Origin of the sequence: Solemya elarraichensis gill symbiont (assembly GCF_002021095.1) — a bacterium.
Lineage (GTDB): Bacteria > Pseudomonadota > Gammaproteobacteria > Chromatiales > Chromatiaceae.
Genome location: NZ_MPRK01000021.1, coordinates 1 through 17,450 on the forward strand (window position 1 = coordinate 1; position 17,450 = coordinate 17,450).

Consider the following 17,450-nt stretch of genomic DNA (forward strand, 5'->3'; position numbering starts at 1 on the left):
CAGATCAGGATCAATTGGACCGTAATTAATCCGTCTGCGCTGAACCAGTGTCAGGCCGTAGAGAGTCACCTTCTCGTATGTGCCGACCTGTCCGCGCTTTTTCTGCCAGTGTGGTTCAGAGTAACTTCGCTTGAGCAGGTGCCCCGCCATCGATTCGATCCATTGCGGTTCGACAGAGGCAACACCACGGGCATACAGGCGTGTTGTCTCAACCAGCTCCGCGGCCACGACCCACTTGGGGCGTTTCTTGAATACACCCGAGCCGGGAAAGAGATGAAAACGGCTGTTCCTTGCTCCAAGATAATCCATCTCCTTGCCACTGTGACGAAAACCGATATGTGACAACAGGCCGGAGAGTATCGCCTTGTGTATCTCCTCGTAACCCGCTTCTGCCATATTCTCCTTATAACTCATCTCGTGCATCTGGCCACGCAGTTGGTGATGAATATCAAACCACTCCTGCACGCGTGTCGATGAGAGATAACGATCACGGCAATGATTATTGAACTTGCGCCTGCTGAGATGACGCTTCTGTTCCTCAAGATGTCTCCACAGATTGAGTATGGCCATGTAATCTGAAAGCTCGTCCTGGAAGAGTGCGTGTGCTTCATCCGAGGCCTGCTGTTTCTCCAGCGGGCGCATGCGCGGATCCTGTACCGACAGGGCGGCAGCAATCACCAGCAATTCGTTGAGACAATGCGTATGTGCCGCCTCAAGCAGCATGCGTCCGATACGCGGATCCACCGGCAAGCGCGCCAGCTGTTTGCCGATTCTTGTCACCTTGCGATCAGGTGTCACAGCACCGAGCTCGCTGAGTACAAGATAGCCATCCTTGATCAGGCGGTTGTCTGGCGCATCGATAAAGGGAAAGCCCTCTATCTTGCCGACACCCATCAACTGCATCTGCAGAATGACAGAGGCGAGATTGGTTCGCGGGATCTCCGGCTCGGTGAACTCACGCCGCGATTCGAAATCATCTTCACTGTAGAGGCGAATACAGATGCCTTCGGCGACACGTCCGCAACGTCCCTTGCGCTGGTTGGCCGATGCCTGCGAGACTCGCTCGACCGGTAATCGCTGCACCTTGGAACGATGGCTATAACGACTGATGCGGGCAAAGCCGGTATCAACCACGTGGCGAATCCCCGGAACCGTCAGCGAGGTTTCAGCGACATTGGTTGAGAGAATGATGCGTCTGAGCCCTGACGGATTGAATATCTTTGACTGCTCGGCCGGGCTCAGGCGGGCATACAGGGGTAACACTTGCGTGTTATCCATATGATGTTTTCTAAGCGTCTCGGCAGTTTCGCGTATCTCTCGCTCACCGGATAGGAAGACCAGTACATCGCCGCGATCCTCACACGCCAGTTCATCAAGTGCATCGACAATCGCCTGCTGCACCCCTTCGTCACGCTCTGCAGTGCCTTGCTCTTCTTCAGGTGGCTGGTAACGCACCTCGACAGGCCAGGTACGGCCCGACACCATGATGATGGGCGCTTGATCAAAATGTTCTGAGAAGCGTTCGGGATCAATCGTGGCTGAAGTGATAATCAGCTTGAGATCAGGACGCTTTGGCAACAGGCGTTTCAGATAACCAAGCAGAAAATCGATATTGAGTGTGCGCTCGTGCGCCTCGTCAATAATCAGCAGGTCGTATTGGTTGAGCCATGGGTCCTGCTGTATCTCTGCCAGCAGGATTCCATCCGTCATCAGCTTGATGCGCGTATGCGTCTGCAGGTGATCCTTGAAACGCACACGATAGCCAACCAGTTGTCCGGACTCGGTATTGAGTTCGGACGCGATACGCGATGCCAGGCTGCGTGCAGCTATACGTCGTGGCTGCGTATGGCCGATACGTCCGTAATGGCCATAACCCAGTTCAAGACAGATCTTCGGCAACTGGGTTGATTTTCCGGAACCCGTCTCGCCACATAGAATCGTGACCTGGTTTTCCCGGATGGTTTTGCTGATCTCATCAACACGCTGAGCAACCGGCAGATCAGCCGGATAATTTAGATCAAATTCTGTTTGCAGACGCTGTGATGCAATTGCTGCAGAGGCATTGACTTCCTTCGTCAGCTTTAATACGGCATCACTATCAAGAGAACCGCTTTGTTGTAATTTTTGCAGGGCATGCGAACGCCTGCGAAGGCGGTAGCGATCCGTCAGCAGACATGCGTTGAACTGTTTTTGATCGGGTAACTTCACTGAAACGAAAGAGGTGAATAACAGAGGCCCCGTGCAAGAGAGAGGAGCCAAGAATGAAAAAACCCCCGACCAACGAATTGGTCAGGGGTTTTCTTATGTCATGCGATTAAAGCGGGACGACATTATTGGCACATGGGCCTTTCTGTCCTTCACCAACTTCAAATTCAACCTTCTGACCTTCATTCAAAGTGGCATAACCAGAGACTTTGATTTCAGAATGGTGAACAAACAGATCCTTTCCACCATCATCAGGTGTAATGAAACCAAAACCTTTGTCCGCGTTAAACCACTTTACCGTACCTTGACTCATTTTCAATATCCTACTGTTGCTAATGTTTGTGAATCGCAAAAAGCATTTTCTGACGACTCTAAAAAAATTGTCTTCCAACATTTCGTCAGTGACAATCATTAGTATCTTACACTGCTAAGTCGCCAAGTTCTTGTGAATATTTGATTAAAACCGGTTTTTTTCGCAAAAACAGGAAAAAAAGCCCATTATTCAGCCACATCACGCTGTTTCAGGCGCCATAACTGGTAGTCGATCGTCTCTTTGTACCCTCGACGGTTAATATAATTTAGCACGCCCCACATACGATAAAACTGCACAATAGAGTCAACTCGCATCACCTCGCTGCCCTTTTCATCAAAGAAAAGAATCGTTGGCAAGTGGAAAATCCCCAGTTCATCGGCCCATTCGCGAGCAGTGGTTTTTTTGCCGGATGGAGTCGTCACTGCATCGTTGCTGGCAATATTCACCTGCACGACATCCATCTGCTCGAGCTCTACTATTAGGCTGTTATCGTTCAATGGTCCTGAATGCAACAGGTCACAGGCGTGGCAATTTCCCTGTTCAAGGAACACCGCAAGTGGTTTGTCTGCAGGCTTTTCTTTTCGCGACAACTCCAGTGGTGGAGGCGTAAAAAAATCACGTTCTGTCAGGCCGCCCTCCTGGAAGAAGGCACCGGGTTCAGCGCGCGCCAGGTATTCACGGAAAGTCTCGCTCTTGTAGAACTCACCAACAACATATTTCAGTGCGGCCCTGAACTTGTATGGCGGATAGAAACCACGCAGGCGGAACACCTTTTCACCTTCGCGGTTATAAAAAATCAGTGAGGGGGTAAAGTTGACCTCGTACTTGATCGAGAAATCACGTTCGGTGTACTCGTTGCCGTCCGTATCCGTAATATCCTCGATGCCCCAGATATCAATGGGCAGGACGTCAAAGTTCTTCTGCATGTAGGCCTTGATATCGGGTGTACCTAGATCAATGCTGAGAAACTGTTCGCAGTAGCTGCAACGCTTCTGGCCGAAGTAGACTACGATTCCCTGCTTACCGTTTGCCAACGCATCTTCGAGATCGTCACCGAGGTCGCCGGACGGCAGCACGAACCAGTCAGGGTACTTCAGGGGCTCTTCGAGTTGGGTATCGTCAAAGGCGTAACTGTCGTCTGTTGCAGCAAACAGCAATCCGGGTAACAGCAACATAAGCAACAGCAGTATGAAAAGGGTCAGCCCCGTCCCAGCCTGGCATTGTTGATCCTGCTGCCTGTTACCTTTCACATTGAACCTCGGGAGCCTCTGATTAAGTCTGGATAAAGAGATTGCCGATCAGAATGCGTCAGTTCGAGGCGCAGATCGCACGTAATAGCAGCGCTATTGCGAAGATTTGCAACGAAGAAATGGTGCATTCTGGCGGCAAGGTCGAAATTCATGACTTGATCAGAGGCTCCCTTAATGACCTCCGCCCTTCAGGGCCGAGCGCTTGACGACGAAAACATTTTTCGCCTTGCCGGCTTCAAGGATCGGCATACCGTAGATAGGACTTGATGTGTCGTCCTTCGCGGCAGGGTTCACCACATCATTCGCGCCAACAACAAGAACCACATCGGCAGTAGAGAACTCGGGATTGATTTCATCCATCTCAAGCACATTGTCATAAGGAATATCCGCCTCAGCGAGCAGAACATTCATGTGGCCCGGCATACGTCCGGCAACCGGATGGATAGCAAATTTAACCGGCACATCACGTGCCTCAAGCTGCTCCATCAACTCTTTCATCGCATGTTGCGCCTGGGCAACCGCCATACCATAACCGGGAACGATGATGACCTTGTTGGCATCTTCCATCCAGTAGACCGCATCTTCAATCGCAGCGGCCTTGACGCCCTTCTCAGCAGCCTCACCGACGGCACTTGGCGCATCACCGGACTCGCTACCGAAACCACCGAAGACGACATTCCAGATTGAACGGTTCATCGCACGGCACATGATATAAGAGAGGATCGCACCGGAAAATCCAACCAGTGCACCAACGATGATCAACAGGTGGTTCTGCAGTGTAAAACCGGTCGCCGCCGCAGCCCATCCAGAATAGGAGTTGAGCATCGAAACAATAACGGGCATATCTGCACCACCGATCGGAATGATCAGTGTAAAACCGAGAATGAATGCAAGCAGCGTCATCAAGGCAAGAGAGGTCATGCTTTCGGTAAGGGCAAAATGAACACCCAGTGCAATAGTCGCAATGGCGATCGCCGCATTGACTGCATGCTGGCCCATAAAGTGAACCGGCTTGCCGGAGATAATACCCTGCAGCTTGCCAAACGCGATTACTGAACCTGAAAAGGTGATAGCACCAATGATAATGCCAGCTGAAAGTTCGCCCATCAGCACGCCATTGAGCAGCTCCGCTTCGCGCTTGTTGATAAAGGTTCCGATCGCCACCAATACAGCTGCCATACCGACAAAGCTGTGCAGTGCCGCGACCAGCTGCGGCATATCTGTCATCTTGATACGCATCGCAAGGATGGATCCGATCACCGCGCCACCGACAACACCGGCAAGAATGAACCCGTATGACTGGACCTCGCTGCCGAACAGGGTTGCGCCAATCGCAATCGCCATACCGGCCATGCCGAGATAGTTACCACGCCTGGCCGATGCGGGATGGGTCAATCCTTTAAGTGCGAGTACAAAAAGCACTGCGGAAACAAGATAGGCTATCGCCTGAAAATTAACTGAAATCTGCATCATCAAGCTCCCTTATTTCTTGTCCTTGCGGAACATCGCAAGCATTCTGTTGGTGACAAGAAAACCGCCAAAGACGTTAATCGAGGCGAGCAGGACAGCAAAGAAACCGATGATTTCAGCCGTTGTACTGACTGACTCAAGTCCGGTGACCAGCAGGGCACCAACAATCACGATTCCTGAAATGGCATTGGTCAAAGCGACCAGCGGCGTATGCAACGAGGGTGTTACTCCCCATACGACGTAATAGCCAATGAAACAGGAGAGCACAAATACATAAAGTGCAACCAGTGTGTCAGGCATGGGAACAGTCTCCGAAATCTATAATCCAATCACTCATCATTTTTTCATTCTCTTTCATCAGGCCTGGCGAACTTGGGCAGCCTGTGTAATCTCGTCTTCCTCAAAATCATTGAAGACAAGTTGTCCCTCTTTCTCCTCGACCATGATCTGAACCAGGTTAAAAAGGTTCTGCGCGTAGAAATTACTCGCGTCTGTCGACATCATCGAGGGGTAATTCGTGTGTCCGACGAGAATCACACCATGCTTCTCGACAACCTTGTCGGCCTCGGTCAACTGGCAGTTACCACCATTACCCGCAGCCAGGTCCACGATCACGGAACCCTCGCGCATGCGCTTGACGACTTCATTTGGAATAAGAACGGGTGCCGGTCGGCACGGGATCAGGGCGGTAGTAACTATCACATGCGCCTTGGCCAATTCGTCCGAGAGCAGTTCCTGCTGGCGCTGCTTGGCTTCATCCGAGAGTTCCTTCGCGTAACCCCCGGTACCTTCACCGCTCTCGCCAACATCGATCTCAATCCACTTGGCGCCCAGTGATTCAACCTGTTCCCTCGTTTCGGGACGAACATCGTAGGCATATACATCTGCACCCAGTCGTCGCGCGGTTGCAATCGCCTGCAGCCCCGCAACACCTACACCCAGAACCACGAGTCGTGCTGGCTTGGCGGAACCGGCCGATGTCATCATCAAAGGCAGAAAACGGCGGAAACGCGCAGCTGCTTCAACCACGGCACGGTAGCCCGCGATATTACTTTGCGACGATAGCGCGTCCATTGACTGCGCCCTGGAAATACGCGGAATATGCTCCATTGCAATTGGCGTAATATCCTTGGTAAGCAATTTCGCAAGCGTGCCATCATCCTCGCAATTTTCGAGGTGACTGACATAAACATTCTTTTCCGCCATCATCTCAACGTCATCCATCAACGGACGACGCACGGACAGAATCAGATCTGCTGAGAGTGCGGTCTGACGATCAACCAGCTCCACGCCCGCTTCAAGATATTCATCATTATGGAAATGTGCAGCCTCACCGGCACCTGTCTCCACTTGCACAGTGAAGCCCTTGCCGATCAGTTTTTTTGCAATTGCCGGGGTTGTTGCAACACGGCTCTCGCCGGTGCGAGTCTCTTTAATTACGCCTATTTTCATCGCGCTCTTGTCTGGTTTTAATGACAGAAAATCAGATTATTATGCGGACTCGTAGCGCACAGCACAAGCGATGCAGAATCAAACAGCCCCCCATGACCCAATTAAATAGTTTTATAACTTTGCCTGAAGGCCCCTGATAGTTCTGATGATTCGCAGTATGCTAAGATAATTGTCATTGAGTCACTGTCGACAAACTGTGTAATAAACCCATGTCAGAAACCAGGCGTCTACCCTATTTCCCCATCTCCTTCTTTTCAATGATCATGGGCCTTGCCGGCTACACGCTGGTATGGATGCAATGCGAGGAACTCAAGCTCTACCCGATTTTTCCTTCCGAATACCTGGCCGTGCTTGCACTCGGTCTGTTTCTGGTACTGCTGTCAATTTACGTGGCAAAAGCAGTCAAGCATCCCGACAAGGTGCGGGCCGAGTTGCATCACCCGGTGATGCTGAGCTTTTTCCCGACCATATCAATCAGCCTGATCCTTATAGGTACCATGCTGGCACTGTGGTTTCCGAAAACAGCTTTCTATATCTGGACTACCGGCGCAGTGCTGCAATTGATACTGACGCTCTATATTCTCTCGAAATGGATCCACCACGACCATTTTGAAATCCACCACATCAGTCCTGCCTGGTTTATTCCAGTAGTGGGCAACATTCTCGTGCCCCTGGCTGGCATCCAGTATGCACCGATCGAGCTCAACTGGTTCTTCTTCAGTATCGGCCTGCTGTTCTGGATCGTGCTGTTTACCATCATCATGTACCGCATGATCTTCCACCACCCAATGCCGGAAGCGCTATTGCCGACGTTGTTCATTATCATTGCACCACCGGCTGTGGGCTTTGCTGCCTACCTCAACCTGAGCCCGGAACTGGACAACTTCGCACGTATCCTTTACTACAGCGCGCTATTCCTGACCATGCTGCTATTGTCGCAGGGCCTGCGCTTTCTGCGCCTGCCGTTCACGCTCTCCTGGTGGGCCTATTCATTTCCGCTCGCCGCAATCACTATCGCAACCTTCGCCATGTACGAGGAGACAGGCACACGTGCTTTTCTCGCTATCGGCTACGCGTTACACCTGTTGTTGACTGCGGTTATCGCGACGCTCTTGCTGCGCACTTTTCTCGCTGCACGTCGCGGAGAGATCTGCCGTCCACCGCAAATGTAGGTAATCTAATCCCGGCACGGATCATGGTTGATCTTTAAGCTGCCGGGAGTGATCCTATACGCAATTTGAATCACTTCACCTTCAGCACATGCGCCCAGCCCAGCTAATAACAGTTCTCGAACAGGAATTCACAAGTACCAGTGAAGGCCACCACACCCCTGTCATGTTGTGGGGACCGCCGGGTGTCGGCAAGAGCCAGATGGTGGCGCAGATTGGCGAGAGGCACCAAGTGCCCGTGGTCGATATACGTCTCTCACAGATGGAGCCGTCCGACCTGCGTGGCATTCCATTCAGAAATGATGAACTGGTCGAGTGGGCAATTCCTGCCATATTGCCCTGCGCGGAGCGCCACGGAGAAGCCGGCATCCTGTTTCTAGACGAGATCACCTCGGCACCACCGAGTGTTTCGGCTGCAGCCTACCAGCTGATTCTCGACCGGCGCCTGGGCGAATACAAGGTACCGGATGGCTGGGCAATTTTCGCTGCCGGTAACCGCCAGGGCGACAGGGGTGTTACCTATACAATGCCTGCTCCACTGGCGAATCGTTTCTCGCACTTCGAAGTTGATGTCAATCTGGATGACTGGGTGCACTGGGCCTACGAGAACAGTATGGACGAACGCGTTATCGGCTTTTTACGCTTCCGTCCCGAACTGCTGTTCGACTTTGATCCGGCGCACAACCCGGTTGCTTTCCCCTCCCCCCGTTCATGGGAGTTTGCGCATCGTGCCCTGCAGAAATTCGATCGCCATCCGCAACTGCTCCAGGGGGCGCTGCAGGCCTGTGTCGGACCTGCTGCCGGTGTTGAACTCACTGCTTTCGTCAACAGCCTGGAGCAGATGCCCGACCTCGATGCCATCGTCAAGGGCGAGGAGAACGGTGTTCCACAAGAGATCGATCTGCAGTATGCCGTCGCCGCAGCACTAGTCGGACGTGCCATCAAGGCACAACGCTCGGCAGATGCAGCTATCGTCATCGGTCATATTCTCGATTATGCGAACCGCTTCCCGCAACGGGAAATGGGGGTCATGCTGGTTTCCGACTTGCATCGCGCCATCGGCGAATCCCTCTTCCAGGTACCCCAGTTCAGTGAGTGGGCGACGGCAATTGCCGATGTCATGCTCTACCAGTAAAGGCTCCTGAGAATGCTTGATACCCAAGCAGTCGAAACCAGGCTTGTCGCCGCACGCACCCGGCTGATTATTGACAAGCCATTCCTCGGCGCACTGGTTCTTAGACTGCCACTGAAAACTGCAAACGCATCCTGGTGTCCAACTGCGGCAACAGATGCAAAGCACTTCTACTACAACGCCGAATATATCAATAACCTGTCACTTGAACAGACGCAGTTCATCCTTGCGCACGAGGCCTTGCACTGCGCGCTGCGCCACTTTGCACGACGCGGGCATCGCGTCATACATCGCTGGGATCTCGCCTGCGACTTCGCCATCAATCCCCTGCTGATGGCAGACGGCCTGACGCCACCGCCGGAAGCACTCTACATTCCACAATATGAAGGCATGACAGCAGAAGAGATCTACCCGCTTCTTGAAGAGGATGATGACAGGGAGACGATGGACCAGCATCTCTATGACAGCAGCGAAAATGACGCCGGTGGCGATCCGGATGGTGAAGGCATGGACAGCCCACCTCCACCATCCCAACGCCAGCAGCAACAGCAGAATGGCGGCAAGCAGCATGAGAGAGATGATAACGAGGCCGGAGGTTCGACACCGTCCGGCATGGGTGACCACCCTGAAAGTGCTCCGGGAGACAGTGCCGACACACCTCCGCCACCACTGACAGAACAGGAGAAAGAGACTCTTGATGTCCAGTGGCAGCAGCGTACTGCCGGTGCAGCCCAGCAAGCACTGCAGGCCGGTAAACTGGGTGGAGTGCTGGCACGCATGATCGATCACCTGCTGCAGCCGCAACTGCCATGGCGCATGCTGCTTGCACGTTACATATCGATGCTGGCACGTGATGATTTCAGCTACATGCGACCATCAAGGCGTGAAGGTGACGCTATATTGCCATCACTGCGAAGTGCGCAGGTAGACCTGGTCGTCGCCATAGACACCAGTGGCTCGCTCAAGGCGAAAGAGATCGCAGAATTCATGTCGGAAGTCGATGCCCTCAAGGGACAGGTACGCGCACGATTGACCCTGCTACCGTGCGACGCCTCGATTGCCGAGGATGCGCCCTGGGAGTATGAACCCTGGGAAGAGTTCAAGCTCCCCGAGAAATTACATGGCGGTGGCGGAACCGACTTTCGCCCCGTCTTCAAATGGCTTGAAAACCACGGGCGCCAACCCGACCTGCTGCTTTACTTTACCGATGCGGAAGGGGAATTCCCTCCGCTACCACCTGCCTATCCGGTGATATGGCTGGTTAAAAACAAGACCCCTGTTCCATGGGGAGAGCGCATCCAGTTGAACTGAGTGCATCTCGCACCTGTCATAGACAATATGAAAATGATCAAACCACTTCTTACCATTCTGCTTTTCAGCTGGACATTGCATCCAGCCCTGGCTCTCGACTACTCACTGCCAGACATGGGAGAGTCATCCGGCGCCTACCTGAGCACAGTACAGGAACGCAAGCTGGGACGTGCATTCATGCGCTATGTCCATGCGAACGCCAACGTGGTCAAGGATCCGATGCTGACCGGCTATTTGCAGTCACTCGGAGACCGGCTTGCCAGCAAGGCACAGCTGGGAGCAGGAAGCTTCAACTTCTTTCTTGTCGATGACATGCTGATCAACGCCTTTGCCGGTCCGGGAGGTTACATCGGTGTACACACGGGGCTGGTTCTCGAGGCGGAGACTGAAGATGAGCTGGCAGCAGTGGTTGCCCACGAGATTGCACATGTCAGCCAACGACACATCGCGCGCATGGTGCAGGAAGCTGAACAGATGGCTCTGCCGGCAGCCGGTATGTTACTCGCCGCAATCCTGGTTGGTGCCGCAACCGGTGGAGCTGGAGCAATGGCGATGGCAGCCGGTGGACAGGCAGCATTGCTGCAGAAACAGATCAATTTCACGCGTGCCAATGAACGCGAAGCCGATAATATCGGCATTCAGATTCTGTCAAAGTCGAAGCATGACACACGTGCCATGGCCACTTTTTTCCAGCGCCTCGGACGCGCCACCAACTCAGGCGGCGTCACTTTGCCAGAGTTTCTCCTGTCGCATCCGGTGACTGCAGACCGCACTGCTGATGCATTAGCACGTGCAGAAAAATACCCGTTCCGCCAACAGCATAACGACTTTGATTTTCAGCTATTCAGGGCAGCAATCAGGGCGGAGCAGTTTTCCAGCGGCAAGAGTGCCGCCAAACACTTCAGCTCAACACTGCGCGACGGGCGCTATCGCAGCGAGGATGCTGAGCGCTACGGACTGGTGTTGGGCCTAATGCGCAGCAGAAAATATTCAGAGGCGCGCAAGGAACTCCGCACGCTACTGTCAAAACACGCACGCAACCCGATGATTCGCGCAACCAGTGCACGCCTGTGGCTCAAGCAGGGAAACAGGCAGAAAGCGGTATCAACAGCTAAACAGGCACTTACAAGCAAGCCTGGCAATCATGCCCTGACGATACTCACCGCGGATATCATGACGCGTTCCAAACATCCTCAATCTGCCTACAAGTTGCTCAAGAAGCATGCAAAATCACATCCTGAAGATCCACAGACTTTCAAGCTGCTGGCACGCGCTGCAGCTGGCAGCAAAAAGAAAGCGGATTCACATGCAGCGCTTGCCGACTACCACTACCTGATAGGCGAGCCGGATGTTGCCGTTCAACAACTGCTGATTGCACTCAAGACACCGGGACTCAGCTTTTACTCGAAATCGAAGCTGGAAGTGAAAAAGCGAACGATGGAAGAGGAATCTGCCGCACTGAAGAAATAAACACTATATTAATGAACAACTTGATATTGGTAGAAAGAAAAAATCTTTTTGACAATTGATTTATGTAAATTGTTACTTGCACATTAGTGCAATTTAGGTATTCTAGTATGACTCGTCGGAAAATATTGCGGAACATAACTGCGAATTTACCCCGGCAAAACGAGTTATAACAAATACCATAAAACTGTTGAGGAGGACTCTAAATGCGGAAATCCGCTAAGTTGACCGCTATGGCTGCATCACTCGCAGCTGTGCTCGCGGTCTCCCTTGTACCTGTCAGCTCTATGGCTGAGGGCGCAAAAGAAACCATTGCCAAAGGCAAAAAACTCGCCTATAACCGCAAGCTGGGCAACTGCCTTGCCTGCCACATGATGGACGATGGCGTTAGCCCTGGTGACCTTGGCCCACCACTGGTCGCAATGAAAGCACGTTTCCCCGATCCGGCGAAACTGCGTGCCCAGCTTGAGGATCCAATGGCTGCCAATCCAAACACAATGATGCCTCCGTTCGGAAAGCATAAAATCTTGACTGCCGACGAAATTGATGCCGTTATCGAGTATCTCTACACACTGTAAATCGTCGCCACCAAAGTTGAATTAAGGAGAAAATCCAAAATGATCGATGTAAAACGCCGAGTTTTTCTGAAAGGCTCTGCTGCTGCCGGTGCTGTTGTTGCAGCTGCTGGTGCAGGACTGATCGCACCACAGGCGGTACTCGCCGAGTGGAATGAAGCCGCTTTCAGATCAAAAAGTGTTGCGGATGCTGTTAAGGCAGTGACCGGAACCGACGCAAGTGTAGAGAGTGCTGATATCAAAATCAAGGCGCCTGAAATTGCAGAGAATGGTGCTGTTGTACCAGTTTCTGTTTCAAGCAGCATTGCCGGTGTCACAGCCATCTCGATTCTTGCTGCAAGTAACCCATCTCCGATGGTTGCAAGTTTCGCACTGGGCGAAACCACAGTAGCGGACGTCAGCACACGTATCAAAATGGGTAAAACCGGTGACGTCATTGCCGTGGTACAGGCAGGCGATAAGGTTTATACCGCCAAGAAAGAAGTCAAAGTCACCATCGGCGGTTGTGGCGGTTAATCTCCTGGAGATTAATCATCAACCAGTTTCGTATAGAATCTGATAGAGGTATATTTCAATGGCTAAAAGCTCAATCAAACTGAGAGCCAAAGTAAAGAACGGTGTAACAACCGTTAAAGCGCTGATGTCTCACCCAATGGAAACCGGCCAGCGCAAAAACAAGAAAACCGGCGAGAAAATCCCTGAGCACTTCATCCAGGAAGTTGTTGGCACGTACAACGGTAAAGTTGTCATCACCACGTCCTGGTCTGGCGGTGTTTCAAAGGATCCTTACCTGTCATTCTCCTTCAAGGGCGGTGCCAATGGAGAAACGGTCACGGTCTCCTGGAGTGACAACAAGGGTGGCAGTGATACAAAAGACGTCAAGATCAAAGGCAAAAAATAAGCCTGTGACACTATAAAAGAAAACGCCGGACATCCCCCGATAATTTCGGGGAAGCCGACGTTACCCTACCGGGAGGAGTATTAACTATGAAAAAGACAGTTGTCGCAATAGCAACACTGTGCGTCGTCGGGCTCTCAAGCACCGTCGCAGCAAAAAATGCCGCTGATACAACACCGGCACAGGATCTGGAGACCTACCGCAGCTACTTCACCAAGAAATTTCCAGGTGTGCCACTGCAGGAGTTTTCCAATGGTGTTTACGCCATTGACCAGATTTCCCGTGACAGTTGGGAAGCTATCGAGGAGTTCCCACCATACGAGCCTTTCATCGAGGAAGGTGAAGAGTTGTGGAACACGCCATTTGCCAACGGCAAAGGCTATTCTGACTGCTTCAAGGATGGTCCTGCTCAGCGCAAGAACTATCCACACTGGAACGCAGAACGCAAGATGGTCATCACCCTGCCACTCACAATCAACGAGTGTCGCGAAGCAAATGGTGAAAAGCCACTGAAATGGAAGAAAGGTAAACTTGCTTCCCTGCTTGCCTACATGGGTTACGAGTCACGCGGTCAGAAAACCAACGTTGTTATACCTGAAGGCGATGCGGGTGCACTGACAGCCTACAATGAAGGCAAGAGCCAGTATTTCAGCCGTCGTGGCCAGTTGAACTTCGCTTGTGCAAGTTGTCACATGCAGAGCTCTGGCATGCACGTGCGTACTGATATCCTGAGTCCGGGACTAGGACACACCACTGGCTGGCCAGTGTACCGTTCAAAGTGGGGTAACTTGGGTACACTGCACCGTCGTTTCGGTGGCTGTAACCAGCAGGTTCGTGCCAAGCCATTCAAGGCACAGAGCAAAGAGTATCGTAACCTCGAGTACTTCCTGACTCACATGAGCAATGGAATCGAGTTCAACGGACCATCAGCTCGTAAGTAAATATAACAACAATAAAGTCTTAAACCCGGCGTAAGCCGGGTTTTTTTATGCACAGGATGTGCGGTATATCGGTCGGTAAATGCTCCTGCATAACCGACATTCCCCACATCCCTGTGGGTCACGATGACATGGAGCGGCGAATGCACAGGATGTACTAATTCGCAGGCTTGGGCTTTTTGTTGCGTGAGTAGATGGAGCGTTTCCCATCCGGCTGTACCTGGAAGCGTTTGTAACTCCACTGGTACTGTTCAGGACATTTCCGTACACACAGCTCGACAGCAGCATTGATCGCTTGCACCGATTTTTCTGTGCTCTTGCCATAAATAGCATCATCAACCGGATACAGGCTTATCTGGAAGCCCTTTCCAGCAGGCAATCTCTCCACGTGAACAGCACGCACCTCCGCACCGGTTTTGGCTGCCAGGCGGGCTGCCAATGTCATCGTGTAGGCGGGTTGGCCGAAAAACGGGGCGAATACGGCGGCAGACCCACCTATCTTTTTTGGCGCCTGGTCAGGCAATATAGCAACCCCTTCCCCATTCTTCAGTGCTGCCAACAGCTGCTTGATTCCGGAGGCATTGGTCGGTGCTGTTTTTGCACCCGTTGCCTGACGCCCAAGCGTCATCACCTCTTCCAGCCAGCGCTGCCTGGGTGGCCGGTAAAGCACGGTCATATTGATTACCTTTGTCGCCTGGCTGAGGGCGATCTCCCAGTTACCCATGTGAGGAACAATGAGTACCAGGCCTTTTCCCGACTGCTTGATCCGCCTGATCTCCTCCATCCCCTCCTCCGCGTACACCCTGTCGGAAAGACGTGAAGCAGGCTGCAGCCATACCAGTGGTACTTCCGCTAGCAGTTTGCCACTCTCCTGAAGAGAGCGTTTTGCAAGGCGCGTGCGTTCGGCAGGATCCATTTCGGGAAAACAGTGCGTCAGGTTGATCTGCGCAATACGTCGCTCATCTGTTTGCAGATACCAGGCTGACAGACCCAACAGACTGCCGATCTTTTGCGCAGTCCGCAATGAGACGTGACTGTAGAGTGTCAATAATTGTCTAAGCAAATTTGAATCTCTTCACTGCTTCGTATATGTTGTCGTCTATTGTACGCTTTTCCAATCTCAAACTGTGGAAGATCAGGAACTACAGGTCGAACGCTGCCGCGACTGCGACACATCTATCAGCGCGCTTTTTTCAAGATACGGACTCAATACAGTCAGTGTCGCAAAGGAAGAGCCAATACCAGGCAGTTTCTGGGGAGACTCAGAGGCAGGCCTTATCGCAAATGAACTCTATATCCGCGATGATACCCCGATACACTCTGCATTCCATGAGGCGTGCCACTACATCTGTATGGATCAGAAGCGCCGTACCGGCCTGCATACGAATGCCGGTGGAGATGTACACGAGGAAAATGCTGTTTGTTACCTGCAGATACTGCTCGCTAACCAACTTGATGGCTACAGCAGCGACTGTATGATGCAAGATATGGACAACTGGGGATACAGCTTCAGGCTCGGCTCCGCCGCTGCCTGGTTCGAGAAAGATGCCGAGGATGCACGCGAGTGGCTGTTGCATGCTCAACTGATCACACAAGACAACCAAACCACGTGGAAATTGAGAACATAGGGGACAACAGGAAACTCATGTCGAATAAAATCACAAAATGCGTCTTTCCGGCCGCCGGCTATGGTACCCGCTTTCTGCCGGCAACCAAGGCAATGCCGAAAGAGATGCTGCCTGTTCTCGACAAGCCTCTTGTTCAATATGGTGTCGAAGAAGCCCTTGCTGCCGGCATGTCGACCATTGCGATTATCACCGGACGAGGTAAGCGAGCCATAGCTGATCATTTCGATATCAGCTACGAACTCGAACACCAGATTAAGGGATCATCAAAAGAGAACCTGCTGCACGATATACGCAACCTGATTGACCAGTGTACCTTTCTGTTTACTCGTCAGAGGGAGATGCGCGGCCTCGGTGACGCCATTCTCTGTAGTGAACCGCTAACTAATCATGAGCCATTCGGGGTCATACTCGCGGATGACCTGTGCAGCAACGAAGACGATCCTGTCATGTGCCAAATGGCCAGGCTTTATGAAGAGCACCAGTGCAGTATCGTTGCCGTACAGGAGGTCCCAATCGAGGAAATCAACAAGTATGGCGTCATCGCAGGTGAAGAGATCGAGGATGGAATTTACCGTGTTAACGACATGGTGGAAAAACCGTCACCAGACAAGGCCCCGTCAAATCTTGCAATTATCGGCCGTTATATCCTGACACCTGATATCTATGACATCCTGCGCAACATCGATCCGGGAAATAATGGCGAGATCCAGCTCACCGATGCCATACTTGAGCAGGCAAAACAAGGCAAGGTCATAGGCTACAGATTCAAGGGAAAGCGGTTCGACTGCGGCAGCATTAATGGCTTTGTCGAAGCGGTCAACCACTTCTTTTCAAAGTTCTCTCCTGACGAATAGAACCGCAAGAGCGATATCAACATAGTGAAAAATTGCATGCATCCGAGACACCTGCTGTTAACCGCTCTTCTACTCTTTTCCACATCGGCACATGCTGTCGACAAGCAGGATGTAAAGAAGAAGTGGCATACACCGTTCGACCTCTATCTCGATCCGCAGGAGGCCTTTGAGATGGTGACATCCAGGCCACAGGAAACTCTTTTCATTGATGTGCGTAACCAGCCGGAGGTCCATTACATCGGCATGGCCGAGCAGGTCGATGCCAACATCCCCTACATGTTCGACTCACTGGAGTGGAAGTCAAAAAAGGATGGCATACACGGGACCTTCAGGAAAAAACGCAATCCTGATTTCGAAGCTGCGGTTGTCAATGCACTTGAATCAAAATCCCTTGGCAAGGAAGGCCCCGTTATTATTATTTGCACCTCAGGTTCACGCGCACCTTATGCTGCACGGGCACTCCACAAGGCGGGGTTCACAACTGTCTATACGCAAGTAGAAGGTTTCGAGGGGATCAAGGCAAAGAGTGGGGAAAACAAGGGCAAGCGGCTGGTCAATGGCTGGAAGAACGCCGGCCTGCCATGGAATTATAAGCTGCAAACGAAGAAGATGTATGTCAATTTTGACCCGAAATTAATAGAGACAAAAAAGCAATCCATCATGCCATGGGGCAAGGAGATGCCAAAGAAAATGATGGATATGTTTGACCCAAAGGGAAAAGAGGCTGAAAAATAAGCCCGGGAGTTACTGCCAGCAGATTCAATCTCTGCCAGTTAACCCACTCTGAA

At 52.0% G+C, this 17,450-nt stretch carries 17 protein-coding genes and 1 pseudogene; 11 read left to right on the top strand and 7 right to left on the bottom strand.

Annotated features, from left to right (window positions below):
• From hrpA to BOW51_RS02180, 6 genes and pseudogenes are all read right to left on the bottom strand, one after another.
• Positions 1-2,208 (bottom strand): ATP-dependent RNA helicase HrpA (gene hrpA, locus BOW51_RS02155; protein WP_245828361.1); only part of this gene is annotated, 2,208 nt, incomplete at its 3' end.
• A 106-nt stretch (positions 2,209-2,314) separates the two neighbouring features.
• On the bottom strand, positions 2,315-2,518 hold the full coding sequence (locus tag BOW51_RS02160; protein WP_043118433.1) for a cold-shock protein: 204 nt from the start codon (positions 2,516-2,518) through the stop codon (positions 2,315-2,317).
• 185 nt (positions 2,519-2,703) lie between these two features.
• Positions 2,704-3,768, bottom strand: coding sequence for a thioredoxin family protein (locus BOW51_RS02165; RefSeq protein WP_135568003.1), 1,065 nt, complete (start codon positions 3,766-3,768; stop codon positions 2,704-2,706).
• A 183-nt stretch (positions 3,769-3,951) separates the two neighbouring features.
• A pseudogene (locus tag BOW51_RS02170) lies at positions 3,952-5,232 on the bottom strand (NAD(P)(+) transhydrogenase (Re/Si-specific) subunit beta); the annotation flags it as partial.
• Between the two features lie 18 nt (positions 5,233-5,250).
• Positions 5,251-5,538, bottom strand: a complete 288-nt coding sequence (locus BOW51_RS02175; RefSeq protein WP_078476222.1) for a proton-translocating transhydrogenase family protein — start codon at positions 5,536-5,538, stop codon at positions 5,251-5,253.
• A gap of 57 nt (positions 5,539-5,595) precedes the next feature.
• Positions 5,596-6,690 (bottom strand): Re/Si-specific NAD(P)(+) transhydrogenase subunit alpha, encoded by a 1,095-nt coding sequence (locus tag BOW51_RS02180; RefSeq protein WP_078476223.1) that lies wholly within the window; start codon positions 6,688-6,690, stop codon positions 5,596-5,598.
• Positions 6,691-6,899: 209 nt separating this feature from the next.
• On the opposite strand from BOW51_RS02180, the gene BOW51_RS02185 reads away from it, so the two are divergent.
• From BOW51_RS02185 to soxA, 8 genes are all read left to right on the top strand, one after another.
• On the top strand, positions 6,900-7,862 hold the full coding sequence (locus BOW51_RS02185) for an SLAC1 anion channel family protein (RefSeq protein ID WP_078476224.1): 963 nt from the start codon (positions 6,900-6,902) through the stop codon (positions 7,860-7,862).
• A gap of 88 nt (positions 7,863-7,950) precedes the next feature.
• Positions 7,951-8,994, top strand: a complete 1,044-nt coding sequence (locus tag BOW51_RS02190) for an AAA family ATPase (RefSeq protein ID WP_078476225.1) — start codon at positions 7,951-7,953, stop codon at positions 8,992-8,994.
• 12 nt (positions 8,995-9,006) lie between these two features.
• Positions 9,007-10,302, top strand: coding sequence for a vWA domain-containing protein (locus tag BOW51_RS02195; protein ID WP_078476226.1), 1,296 nt, complete (start codon positions 9,007-9,009; stop codon positions 10,300-10,302).
• 33 nt (positions 10,303-10,335) lie between these two features.
• Complete coding sequence (locus tag BOW51_RS02200; RefSeq protein WP_167367215.1) at positions 10,336-11,772, top strand: M48 family metalloprotease; 1,437 nt, start codon at positions 10,336-10,338, stop codon at positions 11,770-11,772.
• 203 nt (positions 11,773-11,975) lie between these two features.
• Entirely contained in the window at positions 11,976-12,347 is a 372-nt protein-coding gene (soxX, locus tag BOW51_RS02205; RefSeq protein ID WP_078476228.1) for a sulfur oxidation c-type cytochrome SoxX, read from the top strand.
• Positions 12,348-12,386: 39 nt separating this feature from the next.
• The gene (gene soxY, locus BOW51_RS02210) at positions 12,387-12,860 is read left to right on the top strand and encodes a thiosulfate oxidation carrier protein SoxY (protein WP_078476229.1); all 474 of its coding nucleotides are present in this window, start codon (positions 12,387-12,389) and stop codon (positions 12,858-12,860) included.
• Between the two features lie 58 nt (positions 12,861-12,918).
• Complete coding sequence (soxZ, locus tag BOW51_RS02215) at positions 12,919-13,245, top strand: thiosulfate oxidation carrier complex protein SoxZ (protein WP_078476230.1); 327 nt, start codon at positions 12,919-12,921, stop codon at positions 13,243-13,245.
• Between the two features lie 86 nt (positions 13,246-13,331).
• A complete protein-coding gene (gene soxA / locus BOW51_RS02220; protein WP_078476231.1) occupies positions 13,332-14,183 on the top strand; it encodes a sulfur oxidation c-type cytochrome SoxA in 852 nt (283 codons plus the stop codon).
• 154 nt (positions 14,184-14,337) lie between these two features.
• Here the strand turns inward: soxA and BOW51_RS02225 are convergent, their stop codons facing one another.
• Positions 14,338-15,228, bottom strand: a complete 891-nt coding sequence (locus BOW51_RS02225) for a lysophospholipid acyltransferase family protein (protein ID WP_167367216.1) — start codon at positions 15,226-15,228, stop codon at positions 14,338-14,340.
• 79 nt (positions 15,229-15,307) lie between these two features.
• On the opposite strand from BOW51_RS02225, the gene BOW51_RS02230 reads away from it, so the two are divergent.
• The 3 genes from BOW51_RS02230 to BOW51_RS02240 are packed head-to-tail and all read left to right on the top strand — an operon-like array spanning position 15,308 to position 17,397.
• The gene (locus BOW51_RS02230; RefSeq protein ID WP_370738145.1) at positions 15,308-15,808 is read left to right on the top strand and encodes a hypothetical protein; all 501 of its coding nucleotides are present in this window, start codon (positions 15,308-15,310) and stop codon (positions 15,806-15,808) included.
• 17 nt (positions 15,809-15,825) lie between these two features.
• Entirely contained in the window at positions 15,826-16,662 is an 837-nt protein-coding gene (gene galU, locus BOW51_RS02235) for a UTP--glucose-1-phosphate uridylyltransferase GalU (RefSeq protein ID WP_078476233.1), read from the top strand.
• Positions 16,663-16,698: 36 nt separating this feature from the next.
• Positions 16,699-17,397 carry a rhodanese-like domain-containing protein gene (locus tag BOW51_RS02240; RefSeq protein ID WP_078476234.1) on the top strand — a complete coding sequence of 233 codons (699 nt, stop codon included), beginning with the start codon at positions 16,699-16,701 and terminating at the stop codon, positions 17,395-17,397.
• Positions 17,398-17,450 lie beyond the last annotated feature (53 nt).